This window comes from Pseudomonas fuscovaginae SE-1, from assembly GCF_000364705.1.
GTDB classification, from domain to species: domain Bacteria; phylum Pseudomonadota; class Gammaproteobacteria; order Pseudomonadales; family Pseudomonadaceae; genus Aquipseudomonas; species Aquipseudomonas fuscovaginae_A.
Map to the genome: position 1 here is coordinate 1 of NZ_AQOH01000019.1, position 16,366 is coordinate 16,366.

14 protein-coding genes are annotated in these 16,366 nt (G+C 64.3%); 11 read left to right on the top strand and 3 right to left on the bottom strand.

Going from position 1 to position 16,366, the window contains the following annotated elements:
- Positions 1 to 819 (bottom strand): LysR family transcriptional regulator (locus tag K675_RS0102700; protein ID WP_017901968.1); only part of this gene is annotated, 819 nt, incomplete at its 3' end.
- A 153-nt stretch (positions 820 to 972) separates the two neighbouring features.
- Here K675_RS0102700 and K675_RS0102705 point away from each other — a divergent pair.
- The 8 genes from K675_RS0102705 to K675_RS0102745 all read left to right on the top strand — a co-directional run bounded on the left by K675_RS0102705 (position 973) and on the right by K675_RS0102745 (position 9,144).
- The gene (locus tag K675_RS0102705) at positions 973 to 3,345 is read left to right on the top strand and encodes a TonB-dependent receptor (RefSeq protein WP_017901969.1); all 2,373 of its coding nucleotides are present in this window, start codon (positions 973 to 975) and stop codon (positions 3,343 to 3,345) included.
- 209 nt (positions 3,346 to 3,554) lie between these two features.
- Positions 3,555 to 3,878, top strand: coding sequence for a hypothetical protein (locus K675_RS0102710; protein ID WP_017901970.1), 324 nt, complete (start codon positions 3,555 to 3,557; stop codon positions 3,876 to 3,878).
- Between the two features lie 478 nt (positions 3,879 to 4,356).
- Positions 4,357 to 5,163 (top strand): energy transducer TonB, encoded by an 807-nt coding sequence (locus K675_RS0102720; protein WP_017901972.1) that lies wholly within the window; start codon positions 4,357 to 4,359, stop codon positions 5,161 to 5,163.
- 40 nt (positions 5,164 to 5,203) lie between these two features.
- On the top strand, positions 5,204 to 5,929 hold the full coding sequence (locus K675_RS0102725) for a MotA/TolQ/ExbB proton channel family protein (RefSeq protein WP_017901973.1): 726 nt from the start codon (positions 5,204 to 5,206) through the stop codon (positions 5,927 to 5,929).
- Between the two features lies 1 nt (position 5,930).
- Complete coding sequence (locus K675_RS0102730) at positions 5,931 to 6,332, top strand: ExbD/TolR family protein (protein ID WP_017901974.1); 402 nt, start codon at positions 5,931 to 5,933, stop codon at positions 6,330 to 6,332.
- 238 nt (positions 6,333 to 6,570) lie between these two features.
- The gene (locus K675_RS0102735) at positions 6,571 to 7,152 is read left to right on the top strand and encodes an alpha/beta hydrolase (protein ID WP_017901975.1); all 582 of its coding nucleotides are present in this window, start codon (positions 6,571 to 6,573) and stop codon (positions 7,150 to 7,152) included.
- A 56-nt stretch (positions 7,153 to 7,208) separates the two neighbouring features.
- Positions 7,209 to 8,105, top strand: a complete 897-nt coding sequence (locus K675_RS0102740) for a sigma 54-interacting transcriptional regulator (RefSeq protein ID WP_017901976.1) — start codon at positions 7,209 to 7,211, stop codon at positions 8,103 to 8,105.
- 256 nt (positions 8,106 to 8,361) lie between these two features.
- Complete coding sequence (locus K675_RS0102745; RefSeq protein ID WP_017901977.1) at positions 8,362 to 9,144, top strand: MetQ/NlpA family ABC transporter substrate-binding protein; 783 nt, start codon at positions 8,362 to 8,364, stop codon at positions 9,142 to 9,144.
- Between the two features lie 202 nt (positions 9,145 to 9,346).
- On the opposite strand, the gene K675_RS33870 is transcribed toward K675_RS0102745, so the two are convergent.
- Positions 9,347 to 9,475, bottom strand: a complete 129-nt coding sequence (locus K675_RS33870) for a hypothetical protein (RefSeq protein WP_017901978.1) — start codon at positions 9,473 to 9,475, stop codon at positions 9,347 to 9,349.
- Between the two features lie 140 nt (positions 9,476 to 9,615).
- Positions 9,616 to 10,776 carry an AAA family ATPase gene (locus K675_RS0102755; RefSeq protein ID WP_017901979.1) on the bottom strand — a complete coding sequence of 387 codons (1,161 nt, stop codon included), beginning with the start codon at positions 10,774 to 10,776 and terminating at the stop codon, positions 9,616 to 9,618.
- A gap of 335 nt (positions 10,777 to 11,111) precedes the next feature.
- Here K675_RS0102755 and K675_RS0102760 point away from each other — a divergent pair, with 335 nt between their 5' ends.
- From K675_RS0102760 to K675_RS0102770, 3 genes are read left to right on the top strand one after another with little or no spacing between them, the layout of a single operon-like run.
- Positions 11,112 to 12,212 carry an efflux RND transporter periplasmic adaptor subunit gene (locus K675_RS0102760; protein ID WP_017901980.1) on the top strand — a complete coding sequence of 367 codons (1,101 nt, stop codon included), beginning with the start codon at positions 11,112 to 11,114 and terminating at the stop codon, positions 12,210 to 12,212.
- Entirely contained in the window at positions 12,209 to 13,279 is a 1,071-nt protein-coding gene (locus K675_RS0102765) for an efflux RND transporter periplasmic adaptor subunit (protein ID WP_017901981.1), read from the top strand. The genes K675_RS0102760 and K675_RS0102765 overlap by 4 nt, the downstream gene beginning before the upstream one ends.
- Positions 13,276 to 16,329 (top strand): efflux RND transporter permease subunit, encoded by a 3,054-nt coding sequence (locus K675_RS0102770; RefSeq protein ID WP_017901982.1) that lies wholly within the window; start codon positions 13,276 to 13,278, stop codon positions 16,327 to 16,329. The genes K675_RS0102765 and K675_RS0102770 overlap by 4 nt, the downstream gene beginning before the upstream one ends.
- The last annotated feature ends 37 nt before the right edge of the window (positions 16,330 to 16,366 follow it).

Here is a 16,366-nt window from a genome sequence, read left to right on the forward strand (position 1 = left end):
GGTGTACAGCTCCTCCAGGTCATCGGCCAACCCCTCGACCCTCAGCCGCACCAGCTCGCCGCGGGCATATTCCCAGGCATCGCTGTTCTCCCCGCAGATGCCGATGGCATCCGAGCGCAACACCACGCCGAGCAGGCTGAAGGCGCTTTCGCATTCCACCTGCGGGGTGAAATCCGGCCGGCCGCTGAGGTCGGCGATCACCTTGCGCAGGTTCGGCGGGCGAATCGTCGAGGCCAGCGGATAGCTCAGCAACTGCTCTGCCGTCACGCTGTCCCGTTCCGCCAGCGGGTGTCCGGCGCGGCAGCAGAAATGCCAGCGGCGTGCCCGCAGGCGCTGGGTCTGGTAGTCCGGATTGGCCTCGAAGTAACGGGTATCGGCAACGAAAAACTCGAACTCGTCATTGAGCAGCCGCTTGCCCAGGCTCTGCCAGTCATCCACCTGAAACTGCACCCGGGCCTTGGGGTAGTGGCCGATGAAGTGGCCGATCGCCCGGGGGATCAGCCCCGAGGCGGGCGCCGGGCCGCAACCGAAGCGCAACTCGCCGGCCTCCAGGCCGTTGAACTGGCTGATCTCGTTGGCCAGTTGCTGGGCACCACTGACCAGCCGCCGGGCGTGTTCGAGCAGGACCTGGCCCTGCTTGGTCGGGGCCAGGTCCTTGCGTCCGCGATCCACCAACTGGCAGCCGGCACTGTGCTCCAGGGCCTGGATGCTGCGGCTGAAGGCCGATTGCGACAGGTTCACCGCCAATGCTGCGGCGACGAAGCTGCGGTGTTCGACGAGGGCGATGAAGTGGCGCAGTTGGCGCAGATCGATATGCATTTTTCACATAAAAAATATCGGGGAAATGCATTGGCTATGCATCCGCTCGACTCCTTATAAAGGCAATCTCTTATGCAGTAAATCTTTGTAAAAATATAAATAAATAACTTTAAAGAATATACGGGATGTATATTTTTTGACCAGGAGCCGTCCATGACTTCGTCCGATCTTTCCGTGCACCACCCTTCACGACGGCTCAAGCGCCTGCCCCTGGCCCTGTTGCTGGCGGGTAGCGCCAGCTGGTCGCTGGGCCACGCCGCCGAGAGCGAGGCCCCGCAGGACACCCCTCCCGCCGTCAGCGCCAGCAAGCCCAAGGCTGACAGCGGCCGGTTGGAAACCGTGACCGTTACCGCCCGGCGCCGTGAGGAAAGTTCGCAGAGCGTGCCGACGCCGATCAGCGTGGTCAGCGGCCAGGCCCTGGAGAGCCAGCGCGTCTACCGCATCCAGGACCTGCAGCAACTGGTGCCCAGCGTCAACGTCGCCTACATGCATGCGCGCCAGTCCAGCGTGTCGATCCGCGGCCTGGGCAACAACCCGGCCAGCGACGGCCTGGAAGGCAGCGTCGGGCTGTACATCGACAACGTCTACCTGGGGCGGCCGGGCATGGCGGTGTTCGACCTGATGGACATCGAACAGCTGGAAGTGCTGCGTGGCCCGCAAGGCACGCTGTTCGGCAAGAACACCACGGCGGGGGTGATCAACATCAACACCCGCGCGCCGAGTTTCACTCCGGAACGCAGCATCGAGGCCTCGGTGGGCGAGGACGGCTACTTCCAGACCAAGGGCAGCATTTCCGGGCCGATCAACGACCAGTTGGCCGGGCGCCTGTCGGTCTACCGCACCCGCAGCGATGGCGACATCAGGAACGAGTACGACGGTCATGACCTCAACGGCGGCGCGCGCGATGGATTCCGTGCGCAACTGCTGTTCAAGCCCAACGAGAATTTCAATCTGCGCTGGATCGGCGACTATAACGAGGAGGACTCCAGCGCCGGGACCCGCGTGCTGTACAGCACCGGACCGACCATCAACGGCGTCAACCTCTACCAGTCGCGGGCCACTGCCGCCGGGGCGACCCTGGTCAACGGCGCGGACCGCAAGGTCAATCTCAATGGCCAGCAGCGGGTCACGGTGTTCCAGGGCGGCAATTCCCTGGAGGCCAACTGGACCCTGCCCAACGACTTCACCCTGACCTCGGTCAGTTCCTATCGCTGGTGGAACTTCACCCCGCGCAACGACGATGGCCTCAACACGACCGCGTACTACAACGCCGGGGTCTCGGTGGAGGACAAGCAGTGGTCCCAGGAGATCCGCCTGGCATCGCCCACCGGCGGCTTCTTCGACTACGTGCTGGGGGCCTACTACTTCGGCTCCAAGCTCGATAACAAGAGCTTCAACTACTATGGGCCGCAGGCCGATATCTGGAACGGCACCGCCACCGGCGCGCTGAACAACGTCACCAGTATCGGCAACGGGCATATCGAGACCGACAGCTTCGCGCTGTTCGCCCAGGGCACCTGGCACCTGACCGAGCGCCTGGACTTCACCGCCGGCCTGCGCGGCAGCTACGAGGAGAAAAGCGCCTGGGTGAGCCGTGATGCACCGATTGGCGGCGATGCGGTCACCGGTGCCGCCGCCACCGCCCGACGTGCCCGTACCGGTGCCTACGACTCCGGTAACCTGAGCCAGTACAGCACCAGCCCCTCCGGCCTGCTCAACCTGAGCTATCGCTTCACCGACGACCTGCTCGGCTACGCGACCCTGTCCCACGGCGAGAAATCCGGCGGGGTGAACCTGGCGGTGGGCTCGGCCCCCACCGCTGGCGCCGACTCGCTGCTGATCGGCACCGAACGGGCGAACAACGCCGAACTGGGCTTCAAGAGCACCCTGTGGGACAAGCGCCTGCAGCTCAACGCCAACCTGTTCTGGACCCAGGTCAACGGCTATCAGACCAACGCCTACGATGACGCCAACCGCGTGCAATACCTGACCAACGCCGGTTCGGTGCGCTCACGCGGGGTGGAAGTCGAGAGCACGCTGGTTCCCGTGCGTGGGCTGACGCTCAACCTCAACGGTTCCTACAACGATGTGCGGTACCTGTCCTATAAGGATGCGCCATGCCCGCCGGAAGTCAGCCTGCGCCCGGGCGCCCCGGCCTCCTGCGACCTCACCGGGCACCAGGTGGTCGGCGCCTCGAAATGGATCGCCAATGCCAACGGCGAGTACAAGTGGAACCTGGACAACGGCCTGGAGCCCTACGTCACCGCCAGCTATGCGTTCCGCTCCAAGGCGGTCGGCACGGTCGAGGACTCCGCCTATGGGCAGATCCCCAGCTACGCCGTGGTCAACCTTTCCACTGGCCTGCGTGGCGATCTCAACCAGGGCCAGTGGGACATCTCGCTGTGGCTGAAGAACGCCTTCGACAAGACCTACTACACCACCCTCTGGACCGCCAGCAACGGTGGCTATGAGGGCCTGCTCGGTACGCCGCGGACCCTCGGAGTTACCGGGCGTTATGATTTCTGATCCATCGCAATGGCATGTCGGTTGTCATGAAACAACGCAGGGCAATAAGTTATTCACAACTTAAATAGTGCATATAGCCAATCGATTGGAAAATAACGTGGTGGCGTATTGGACAGAAACTAAAAGTCCGACCATTCTGGAATCCGTGAGTTTCAGGAGAGGCTCACTTTCATCGGAAGAGTCTATTAACGACATAAGGAGCACGCATCATGTCGAGCATCAATGGAACTTATGTGAACTCGAACTCGAACGCCAAGCTGGTGGTTACCGACGGCAACGACGCCAACGGTTCCTTCAGTGGACAGATCACCCAGGCGGGGGTGAACTACAACGTCACCGGGCATTACCACTTCCAGAACAGCACTGGCCAGCCTACGATCATCGCCTTCACCGGCTACAACGATGGTCACGGCTACGTTACCTTCGCGGCATTCTCGCCGGACCACAACTACGCGAAACTGAGAGCCAGCGGGTCGCGAACCACCTTTGACGGTGAAGTGGTCGGCCTGGGTGGCGAGTTCGTCAAACAGTAATAAAAGCACCGCGACATACTGCCGGGGAAGTCCTCGCGCAAGTGGAACTTTCCATTTGCCGGGTGGCGCCGTCGGCGGTATGTTTTGTTGTTTCTGATGCAAAATAAAGTTTTGCTGTCTTTAAGTCGTTCCTGTCCCCCTTTTCCCCTCCTCCATTATGTCCGTCGGTGTTGAGTATCCAACGGCCGATACTTGTCGTGCACATTACCTTTGCCCGTCGCAGCGGTTTTCGAGGCTCGACTTCATGCCTTGCGGGAATATTTTTCATGCCTGAAAAGCATCGGTTTTTCGTCGATCGGCTACAGCCCTTGAAACACATGGTTTTGCGCGGATTGGCGAAAACTGATATTCGTTTCGGGTATATCTATAACTTCAAAGATTACTTTATGGACTAAGCAGGCTCCGGGGATCATCGGCACCTCGACGCCGCCACAGCGCGCCGCGACGATTTCTAGCTGAAGACCGCAGGAGTGATTCAATGGGCAATGTCCAGACCGCTGCCAGTGCACACGAGGTGCCCTGGCGCCAGGCACCGGGTGGCGAGTTGGTCGATATCGGCCGGCCGCACCGTGCGCCGCTGGGGCAACTGCGCCTGCAGAAAGCCCCCCAGGGCATTCTCAGCCGGCGCGAGGCGGTATTGCTCGGGGCGTTCGCCCTGGTGCTGCATGGTGCGGTGATCTACTGGCTGAGCCAGCAGCAGACCCCGGTGTTGCCGGTGGTGCCGCCGGAAATCCCGCCAATGACCATCGAGTTCTCCCAGCCGGCCCCGCCTGTGGTCGAACCGCCGCCACCGGTTCCGCCGCCGCCGGTCGTTGAGCAACCCCCTCCGGTGGTCGACGAACTGGCGGCCAAGCCGGCGCCGCCCAAGCCGATTCCGAAACCCAAGCCGAAACCGGTGCCAAAGCCCGAGCCGAAGCCGGCGCCCAAACCGGTCGAGCAGCCACCGGCTCCGCCACAGCCGGCTGCCCCAGCTGCGCCGTCGGCCCCCCCCGCACCCGCTCCGGTGACCCCGGCTTCGGCCAACGCCGCGTACCTGAAGAACCCGGCGCCGGAATACCCGTCGCTGGCCCAGCGTCGCGGTTGGGAAGGCACGGTGGTGTTGCGGGTGCAGGTCCTGGCCAGCGGCAAACCGGGCGAGATCCAGATTCAGAAAAGCAGTGGTCGCCAGCAACTCGACGACGCTGCCCTGGCAGCGGTGAAGCGTTGGAGCTTCGTCCCTGCCAAACAGGGCGATGTCGCCCAGGTCGGCTGGGTCAGCGTGCCCATCGACTTCAAGATCCACTGACCGGCCGCCAACGCGCTAACGTTTCAAGAGGGAATACATCATGAGTTTACTGGCATCTCCACTCCAATCCATCGAAAGCGCGGTGATCTGGCTGCTGGTGGTCTTCTCCGTCGCGACCTGGGGCCTGGCCCTGCTCAAGGCCTTGCAGTTCGGCCGCCTGAAGGGCCAGGATCGGCGCTTCCACAAGCAGTTCTGGGCCGCCTCCAGCCTCGACTCGGCCGCCGAACTGAGCGAAACCCAACCCGGCGCCGCCGCCCGCGTGGCCCAGGCCGGCTATGCGGCAATCCAGGTCGGTGACGGCAGTCATGCCGCCGACCTGAGCCAGGCGATCAATCACCAGGATCGTCTCGAACGCGCCCTGCGCCAGCAGATCGTGCGTGAGCGGCGCTCGCTGGAAACCGGCCTGGCGGTGGTCGCCAGTATCGGCAGCACCTCGCCGTTCATTGGCTTGTTCGGGACCGTGTGGGGGATCATGGAAGCCCTGCAAGGCATCAGCGCCGCCGGTTCCGCCAGCCTGGAAACCGTGGCCGGGCCGATCGGTGCCGCGCTGGTGGCGACCGGTGTCGGGATCGCCGTCGCCGTGCCGGCGGTGCTGGTCTACAACTACTTCCTGCGCCGGCTGAAGCTCACCGCCGCCGACCTCGACGACTTCGCCCACGACTTCTACAGCCTGGCGCAGAAGAGCTCGTTCCGTGTGCTGGTACACCCGACCGCGAACAAGAGCGCCACTCAGGGCGCTGCACAGAAAGTGAAGGAGGCGTCCTGACATGGCCTTCTCCACTCAAGACAGCGATGAAGTGCTGAGCGAAATCAACGTCACGCCGCTGGTGGACGTGATGCTGGTACTGCTGGTGGTGTTCATCGTCACCGCGCCGCTTTTGACCAACGCGATCCCGATCAACCTGCCCAAGACCGAAGCCGTGGCGCCGGTGGAGCAGAAGGACCCGCTGGTGGTGAGCATCGACGGTAACGGCAAGTTCTTCCTCAACAAGGACGAGATCCAGCCCGACCTGCTGGAAACCAACCTGCAGGCGGCCAAGGCCAAGGATCCGGAGTTACGCGTGCAGTTGCAGGCCGACAATGGCGTGAACTACGGCGAAGTGGCGCGGGCCATGGCTTCCATCGAGCGGGCCGGCATCACCAAGCTGTCGGTGATCACCGCACGCTGAACACAACTGATCCTCGTGTTTCTCGGGCCGTCTCCTTGGCAGGGTGCGGCCCTTTTTTGTTTCTCGTCCTCGACGCCACCCCGACAAGCCGCGCTCCTACAGCGGGCGGTGTTCGTTTGAGAGGGGCAGATGGTTCTTATATTTCATTGTGATCTTAATAAATAGCTTCTTATTCCTTAACGAATATATCCCGCCTCCCTATACTCGATCAGGAACGCACACGCTGGAGGAGTACCCCATGCGCAACGAGTCGATTCGTTATCTGATCGTGCCGGGCTGGCAAGGATCGCCAGAAGATCATTGGCAAACCCACTGGCAGAACAGCCTGCCCAACAGCGCGCGGGTGGAGCAGGCCGACTGGCTGACGCCGCGCCGTGAAGACTGGGTGGCGGCCCTGGCCGAAGCCATTGCCGCCGACAGCACGCCAGTGATCCTGATTGCCCACAGCCTGGGGTGCGTCACCGTGGCCCATTGGGCGCGCACCGCGCCGGCCCACCTGCTGCACCAGGTCCACGGTGCGTTGCTGGTGGCCCCGGCCGATGTCGAGCGGCCCGCCTGCGCCCCCGCGTTGCGTAATTTCGCGCCGATTCCCAGCGAACCGTTGCCGTTCCCGAGCCAGGTCGTCGCCTCCGACAACGACCCGGCGGTCAGTGCCCCGCGTGCCCTGGAACTGGCCCGCCAGTGGGGCGCCGAAGCCGGCATCATCAGCGGTGCCGGGCATATCAACGTCAAGTCCGGCCACCAGCGCTGGGAGCAGGGATTCGCCTACCTGTATCGCCTGCAAACCCGCATGGAACAACATTCCCTGCGCCGTGCCTGAATTCTTTTCTTCGTTCAACGCCCCCGCCGCCCGGCGGAGCCGGGCGGGAGTCTGTCATGAGTCTGCATGAAACCTTCGGTCAGCCGTTGCTGACCTTTCCCGACGCGGAAAAAAGCCCGCTGAGCATTCGCGCCAAGGCGCTGGTGTTCGTCGACCCGCGCTCGCGCCAACTGCGCGAGGAGCTCGAACAACTGGCACCCAAGGCGCTGCCGGTGCTGATCCGTGGTGAGACCGGCAGCGGCAAGGAGTTGCTGGCCCGGCATATCCACCGCGCCAGCGATCGTGGCGGGCTGTTCGTCTCGGTCAACTGCGGCGCCATCAGCCCGACCTATGCCGATGCCGAGCTGTTCGGTCATGCGGCCGGTGCCCACAGCGGTTCGGCGAGCAGCCGCGCCGGCTGGTTCGGTTCGGCCAACGGCGGCACCCTGTACCTGGACGAGATCGGCGATTTGCCGTTGCCGATCCAGATCAAGCTGCTGTCGGCCCTGGAGAACCATGAGGTGACCCGTGTTGGCGCGCACCAGCCGAGCCCGGTGGATGTGCGACTGGTCGCGGCGACCAGCATCGACCTGGCCCAGGCGGTCGCGGCGGGCAAGTTCCACGAGCGGCTCTACAGCTACCTCAGCGAAGGCCGCCTGGAGCTGCCGGCGCTGCGCGAGCGGGTGGGCGACATCCTGTCTTTGGCCGAATATTTCCTCGGCATCTACAGCCAGCGGTTGAGCCTGCCGGTGCCGCTGATCAGCGAAAGCGCCCAGCGCGCCCTGGAGCGGCACAGTTGGCCGGGCAATACCCGCGAGCTGGAGAACGTCATCCACTTCGCCCTGCTGGTCAGCAGCGGTGATGAGATCCTGCCGGAGCATTTGAACCTGCCGCAGCCGCTGGCGGTGATCGAACATCTGCTGGCCGGCAGCTCGCCAGAGGAGCGGGCGGCGCTCAAGCGCTTGCTGGATTGATCGAACGTCTATGCTGTGGAGCGCTCATTCCTCCTGCGGCGTGTGCGTTCCCTGTGGCTTGCTCATCCCTGTAGGAGCGTGGTGCAAGGCGGGAAGGCTGTATGAGAAAAATGGAATATGAAGATGAATAAAAGGTATTGTTCGGGAATAAAAAATCCCGGTATCTTCCATTTCAGGCAAGCGATATCAAATTGCTTGCACCTCTCTTCTCCAGGCTGTCGTCGATGACGACGGTGATTTTCGATAAGGACACTGCATGAAAAAGGTTCTGTTGTTTACCGCATTGGCGGCTGCTCTGACCGCTGGCCTGGCCCAGGCTGGGGAAAAATTGGTGGTGGCGGCCACGCCGATCCCGCACGCGGAAATCCTCGAGCTGATCAAGCCGACCCTCGCCAAAGAAGGCGTGGACCTGGAAGTGAAGGTCTTCACCGACTACGTACAGCCCAACACCCAGGTCGCCGAGAAACACCTGGACGCCAACTACTTCCAGACCAAGCCGTACCTGGATGGCTTCAACAAGGGCAAGGGCACCAATCTGGTGACCGTGATCGGCGTGCACGTCGAGCCTTTCGGTGGCTACTCGAAGAAAGTCAAGAGCCTGTCCGAGCTGAAGGACGGCGCGACCATCGCCATTCCTAACGAAGGCAGCAACGCCGGACGCGCCCTGCTGCTGCTGCAGAGCAAGGGGTTGATCGAGCTGAAAGATCCGAAAAACGCCCTGTCGACGCCGAAAGACATCGCCAAGAACCCGCACAAGTTCAAGTTCAAGGAGCTGGAATCGGCCCTGCTGCCGCGCGTGCTGGACCAGGTCGACCTGGACATGATCAACACCAACTACGCGCTGGAAGCCGGCCTGAATCCTGCCAAGGATGCCCTGCTGATCGAGGGTGCCGACTCGCCTTACGTGAACTTCCTGGTGGCCCGTCCGGACAACCAGAACAGCGACGCCATCCAGAAGCTGGCCAAGGCTCTGACCAGCCCCGAGGTGAAAGCCTTCATCGATTCGAAGTACAAGGGCGCGGTGCTGCCGGCGTTCTGATTCGCCGACAACCCCTTCAAGGTTCGAACGCCGACGAGCGATCAGCGTCGGCGTTTTTTATGGTCTGTGCAAAAGTGTCAGGCGTTACTTTTGTAGTAGCTGGAAGGACGCTTTCGCGGATAAACCGGGGCGCCGGACCGCCTGCTCCCACAGTGTGTCCCCAGGAGAGCAGCGCCGCAGAACCGTGGGAGCCGAGCCGGATTTATCCGCGAAGGGCGCTCCGCGAATCCAGGCGGGCACCGGCCTGGTCGTTCACCGCCCGGCGCAACGCCACCAGCAGTTTCACGATGTCCTTTGGGTCGAGCTTTTGCGGCGCTTGTACCTGGGCCATGGGGTCTTCCTTGTCATGGGGTGGCCACTAGGCTGGCCGTTTTCGTCCGTGCTTGGAGCGTTCTTCCGGGGAAAAGATCCGTACCCGCTGCAAGGAAAGTAGCTGCCCGTCGACCTTCCGGCAAATGCGGTACCGGCCAGTCAGTCCGGCCACTTCCAGGCCGGTTCGTCGAGCAGGCCCTGGCCGACGATCTGTGTCTGGCCAAGCCGCTTTTCCAGCACGATGGAATTGCACGCCGGATCCTGCTGCAAGGCCGCGATCAGGCGGCTGGCATGGGACACCACCCACACCTGGCAGCGCTGCGAGGCCCGAACGATCAGGCGCGCCAGCGCCGGCAGCAGGTCGGGGTGCAGGCTGGTTTCCGGTTCGTTCAGCACCATCAGCGTCGGCGGCCGTGGTGTCAGCAGGGCGGCCACCAGCAGCAGGTAGCGCAGGGTGCCGTCCGATAGCTCGGCGGCGGACAACGGTCGCAGCAGGCCGTCCTGGTGGAACTCGATGGCGAAGCGGGCACCCGGCGAAACCGCAATCTCCAACCGTGAGCCGGGGAACGCATCGCTGATCGCCTCCTGCAGCGCCTGCGGATCGCCAATTTCGATGATGGTGCGCAGGGCGGCCGCCAGGTCGCGACCATCGTGATGCAGCACCGGTGTGCGCGTGCCCAACTGGGGCTGGCGCGCCGGCGCATCCGCATCGCTGCGAAAGTGATCGTAGAAGCGCCAGCCGCGAATATGCTCGCGCAGCAACAGCACTTCCGGCGAGCTACGCAGGTTGCCGACCTGGTCGAACAGGCTGTCGAAGCTCGGCGTATGCTGCGCCAGCACTTCCCAACCCGGCTCCCCGCGAGCCTTGACCATGGGACCGGAACGATCCACCAGCAGGCTGGCCGGGCGATACACGGGGCTTGCCCAGATGCATTCGCGCTTGATTTGCGGGTCGAGGGAGAACCATGAGTTGCTGGGTTCCGGCAGGCCGAGGGAAATGGCGTAGCTGAAGTCCTCGCCGACAAAGCCCAGGCGCAGGCGCTTGGCGCCCTGGCGCACCACGCCTTGCACCTCGACCTCACCCTGGCGCATGCGCCGGCTGATCGTTTCCGGCCCGGCCCAGAAGGTCGAGTCCAGCCCGCCTTCGCGAGCCAGCGCGTTGACCACGCCGCCCTGGGCGGTCTCCGCCAGCAGGCGCAGGGCGCGGTACAGGTTGGACTTGCCGCTGCCGTTGGGGCCGGTGATCAGGTTCAGGCGGTCGAGGGGCACCACCAGCTTGTTGATCGAGCGGTAGTTGGCTACGGCGAGGGTCTTGAGCATGGGGTGGGTCCTGGCGAGTGAGCCGACAGTGTGCCCGATAACCCGGATCGATACAGCGCAACTCTTGTGGCGAGCGGGCTTGTCGGAACGCCGCACCGCCACGCTCGGCTGCGAAGCGGCCCCAAGGCTCCCTGCGCGGTGTGCCAGCGATTACGGAGTATCCGGCTTCACGACCGCTGCGCGGCCGAACGCGGGCAAGCCCGCTCGCCACGACGATGGAGTAGTCGGGCAAGCCCGCTCGCTACCACGATGGAGCTGTCGCGCAAGGACGGAACCCTGTTATACGCTATCAGTCGTAATGACACTGCGAGTCAGCATTACGCGAAGGAGCGTGTATGAACGGGCGTCGAACGAAGTGGGAAGTAGCCTTGGTGCTTCTGGCGCTCCTGAGCGGTTGCGGGCGTGAGAAACCTCCGGAGCAGTTGCGCCCGCGTGTCTTCGTCGAACAGGTTCAGCGCAAGGATTTCGGTGCTTCCGTCACCCTCACCGGGGATATCCAGGCGCGGGTACAGACCGATCTGTCGTTCCGGGTCGGCGGCAAGATCATCCAGCGCAATGTCGATGTCGGCGCCCGGATCTCCGCCCGGCAGGTGCTCGCCAAACTCGATCCCAAGGACCTGCAGACCAACGTCGACAGCGCCCAGGCCGAGGTCAACGCCCAGCAGGCGCGGGTGCAGCAGACCAGCGCGGCGTTCGTCCGCCAGCAGAAACTCCTGCCCAAGGGTTACACCAGCCGCAGTGAATACGATGCCGCCCAGGCCGGCCTGCTCAGTGCCAAAAGTGCGCTGACCGCGGCCCAGGCGCAACTGGCCAATGCCCGTGAGCAACTGGGTTATACCGCGCTGATCGCCGAGGCGCCCGGGGTGATCACCGCGCGTCAGGCCGAGGTCGGCCAGGTGGTGCAGGCGACCATGCCGATTTTCAGCCTGGCCCGCGATGGCGAGCGCGACGCGGTGTTCAATGTCTACGAGTCGTTGCTGGTGGAACCACCGGAAGACCAGCCGATCACCGTGACCCTGCTCGACAACCCGGCGATCAAGGCGGTGGGCAAGGTCCGCGAGGTGACTCCCGCAGTGTCGGCCCAGAGCGGCACGGTGCAGGTCAAGGTCGCCCTGGAGCCGTTGCCGGCGGGTATGGACCTCGGCTCGGTGGTCAGCGCCACCGTGACGGCACCGGCCAAGGCCAGTATCGAACTGCCCTGGTCGGCCCTGACCAAGGATGTCAGCGAGCCGGCGGTATGGCTGGTGGACGAGGCCGGCAAGGTCAGCCTGCGCCAGGTCAAGGTCGCACGCTACCTGACGGGGCATGTGATGATCGGCGAGGGCCTGGAGGGGGGCGAGAGGGTCGTGGTCGCCGGCGGACAACTGCTGCACCCGGGCATGCTGGTGGAGATCGCCCAGCCGCCGGCCCGGGTAGCCGGAGGGCGTGCGCCATGAAGCGACTGTCACTGCTGTTGCTCGGCGGTCTGCTGGTCGCCGCCTGTTCGAAGCAGGAGCCCGCGCCGGAGCCGGTGCGGCCGGTGCTGTTCATCGAGGTCCGGCCTGAGTCGGTGCAGAGTCTCGGGCGCTTTGCCGGGAGCATCCAGGCCCGTTACGAGAGCACCCTGGGCTTCCGGGTCTCGGGACGCATCGCACGGCGTTATGTCGATGTCGGCAGTGAGGTAGCCCAGGGCGCCCTGTTGGCCAGCCTCGATCCGACCGACCAGCAGAACCAGTTGCGCGCCGCCCAGGGCGACCTGTCGCGCATCGAGGCACAATGGATCAATGCCCAGGCCAACGCGCGCCGCCAGCAGGAACTGTTCGACCGTGGCGTCGGTGCCCAGGCGCAACTGGACGTGGCCCAGACCGACCTGAAAACCACCGGCGCCTCCCTCGAACAGGCCCGCGCCTCGGTTGGCCAGGCCAGGGACCAGTTGGGCTACACCGAACTGCGCAGCGACCACGCCGCGGTGGTCACCGACTGGAAGGTCGAGGCCGGCCAGGTGGTCAGCGCCGGCCAGGAGGTGGTGACGCTGGCGCGCCCGGACATCAAGGAGGCGGTGATCGACCTGCCGGCCACCCTGGCCGACCAGTTGCGTGAAGGCGTCGAGTTCCGCGTCGCCAGTCAACTCGATCCGAGCGTCAACACCACCGCCCGCCTGCGTGAAATCGAGCCCCAGGCCGACAGTGCCACCCGTACCCGGCGGGCCCGGCTGACCCTGGCCGACACCCCGGCGGCGTTTCGCCTGGGTACGTCCATCAGCGTCACGCTGAGTTCGGCCATCGAGCCGCGGACCCAGTTGCCGCTGTCGGCACTGTGGGAGAGCCAGGGCAAGACGCAGATCTGGGTCATCGACCCGCGGACTTCGACCGTCACGCCGCGTGAGGTGAAGGTCCTCGGCCGCGATGGTGAAACGATGCTGGTGGGCTCCGGCGTCAAGGCCGGCGAGAAGGTGGTGAGCGCCGGGGTGAACAGTCTCAAGCCCGGGCAGAAAGTCAGAATCGACGAGGAAACCCCACGATGAAAGGGAGCTTCAACCTGTCCGAGTGGGCGCTCAAGCACCAATCGTTCGTCTGGTACCTGATGTTCGTCGCACTGTTGATGGGGGTGTTCTCCTACATCAACCTGGGACGTGAGGAAGACCCGTCCTTCACCATCAAGACCATGATCATCCAGACCCAGTGGCCCGGCGCCACGGTGGACGAGACCCTGGAGCAGGTCACCGACCGTATCGAGAAGAAGCTCGAGGAACTCGACTCCCTCGACTATGTGAAGAGCTACACCCGTCCCGGCGAGTCGACGGTGTTCGTGTTCCTGCGCGACACCACCAGCGGCAAGGACATTCCGCAGATCTGGTACCAGGTGCGCAAGAAGATCGACGACATCCGTGGCGAGTTTCCCCAGGACATCCAGGGCCCGGGTTTCAACGACGAGTTCGGCGATGTGTTCGGCTCGGTCTACGCCTTCACCAGCGACGGCCTGACCATGCGCCAGCTGCGCGACTACGTGGAGCAGGTCCGCGCGCAGATCCGCGATGTGCCGGGGCTGGGCAAGATCGAGATGATCGGCGAGCAGAACGAGGTGCTCTACCTGAACTTCTCCACCCGCAAGCTGGCCGCCCTGGGCATCGACCAGCGCCAGGTGGTGCAGAGCCTGCAATCGCAGAACGCGGTGACCCCGGCCGGGGTGATCGAGGCCGGCCCCGAGCGCATCTCCGTGCGCGCTTCCGGGCAGTATGCCTCGGAGAAGGATCTGCAGGCGGTCAATCTCAAGCTCAACGATCGTTTCTACCGGCTGGCGGACATCGCCGAGATCAGCCGGGGTTACGTCGACCCGCCGACCCCGCTGTTCCGCTACAACGGCCAGACCGCCATCGGCCTGGCGATCGCCATGAAGAAGGGCGGCAACATCCAGGAATTCGGCAAGGCCCTGCACGAGCGCATGGACAGCCTCACCGCCGACCTGCCGGTGGGCGTGGGCGTGCACAAGGTCTCCGACCAGGCCGAGGTGGTGGAGAAGGCCGTCGGCGGCTTCACCAGCGCGCTGTTCGAAGCGGTGGTCATCGTCCTGGTGGTGAGCTTCGTCGCCCTCGGCCTGCGTGCCGGGCTGGTGGTGGCCTGCTCGATCCCGCTGGTGCTGGCGATGGTCTTCGTGTTCATGGAGTACAGCGGCATCACCATGCAGCGGATTTCCCTCGGTGCGCTGATCATCGCCCTCGGCCTGCTGGTGGACGATGCGATGATCACCGTGGAAATGATGGTCACGCGGCTGGAGAAGGGCGACAGCAAGGAACAGGCCGCGACCTTCGCCTACACCTCCACGGCCTTTCCGATGCTCACCGGGACCCTGGTGACGGTCGCCGGCTTCGTGCCCATCGGCCTCAACGCCAGTTCGGCCGGCGAGTACACCTTCACCCTGTTCGCGGTGATCGCGGTGGCGATGCTGGTGTCGTGGATCGTCGCCGTGCTGTTCGCCCCGGTGATCGGCGTGCATATCCTCAGCGAGAAGGTGAAGGCCCACGACAGCGGCAACGGACGGGTGGCCCGGGCCTTCAATGCCGGCTTGCTGTGGTCGCTGCGCAATCGCTGGTGGGCCATCGGCCTGACGGTGCTGATCTTCGCGCTGTCGGTGTTCGGCATGCGTTTCGTGCAGAACCAGTTCTTCCCGTCTTCGGACCGTCCGGAGATCCTGGTGGACCTCAACCTGCCGCAGAACGCCTCGATCAACGAGACCCGCAAGGCGGTGGACCGGCTGGAGGCCAGTCTCAAGGACGACCCGGATATCCTGCGCTGGAGCACCTACATCGGCGAGGGCGCGATCCGTTTCTACCTGCCGCTCGATCAGCAGTTGCAGAACCCCTACTACGCGCAGTTGGTCATCGTCAGCAAGGGCCTGGAGCAGCGCGCGGCGCTCATGGACCGGCTGAACAAGCGCCTGCGCGACGACTTCGTCGGTATCGGCAGTTTCGTCCAGACCCTGGAGATGGGCCCGCCGGTGGGGCGGCCGTTGCAGTATCGGGTCAGTGGCAAGGACATCGACCAGGTGCGCAAGCACGCCATCGAGCTGGCGACGATCCTCGACAGGAACCCGAATGTCGGCGAGACCATCTACGACTGGAACGAACCGGGCAAGGTCCTGCGCATCGACATCGCCCAGGACAAGGCGCGGCAGTTCGGCCTGTCGTCCGAGGACGTGGCCAAGCTGATGAACACCATCGTCAGCGGGGCTCCGGTGACCCAGGTCAAGGACGATATCTACCTGATCAACGTGGTCGGACGTGCGGTGGACAGCGAGCGGGGCACGCCGGAGACCCTGCAGAACCTGCAGATCGTCACGCCCAGCGGCACCTCGGTCCCGCTGCTGGCGTTCGCCACGGTGCGCTACGAACTGGAGCAGCCGCTGGTCTGGCGGCGTGACCGCCTGCCGACCATCACCCTCAAGGCCGGGGTGCGTGGAGGCATCCAGCCGACGGACCTGGTGGCACAGCTGAAGCCCGAGATCGACAAGTTCTCCGCCGGTTTGCCGGTCGGCTACAAGGTGGTCACCGGCGGCACGGTGGAAGAGAGCGGCAAGGCCCAGGGACCGATCGCCCAGGTGGTGCCGCTGATGCTGTTCCTCATGGCGACCTTCCTGATGATCCAGTTGCACAGCGTGCAGAAGATGTTCCTGGTGGCCAGCGTCGCGCCGCTGGGGCTGATCGGCGTGGTGCTGGCGCTGGTGCCGACGGGCACGCCGATGGGCTTCGTGGCGATTCTCGGGATCCTCGCGCTGATCGGCATCATCATCCGCAACTCGGTGATTCTGGTGACCCAGATCGATGAGTACGAAAGCAACGGCTACGAGCCGTGGGACGCAGTGGTGGAGGCGACCGAACACCGGCGCCGGCCGATCCTGCTGACGGCGGCGGCGGCGAGCCTGGGGATGATCCCGATTGCCCGGGAAGTATTCTGGGGGCCGATGGCCTACGCGATGATCGGCGGGATCGTGGTGGCGACGGTGCTGACGCTGATGTTCCTGCCGGCGCTGTATGTGGCGTGGTACCGGATTCGCGAGCCGAAACGCGACGCGGCCTGAGGAGTGCCGGAGGCGCTCCGTTGGAGGCTGCCCTCTG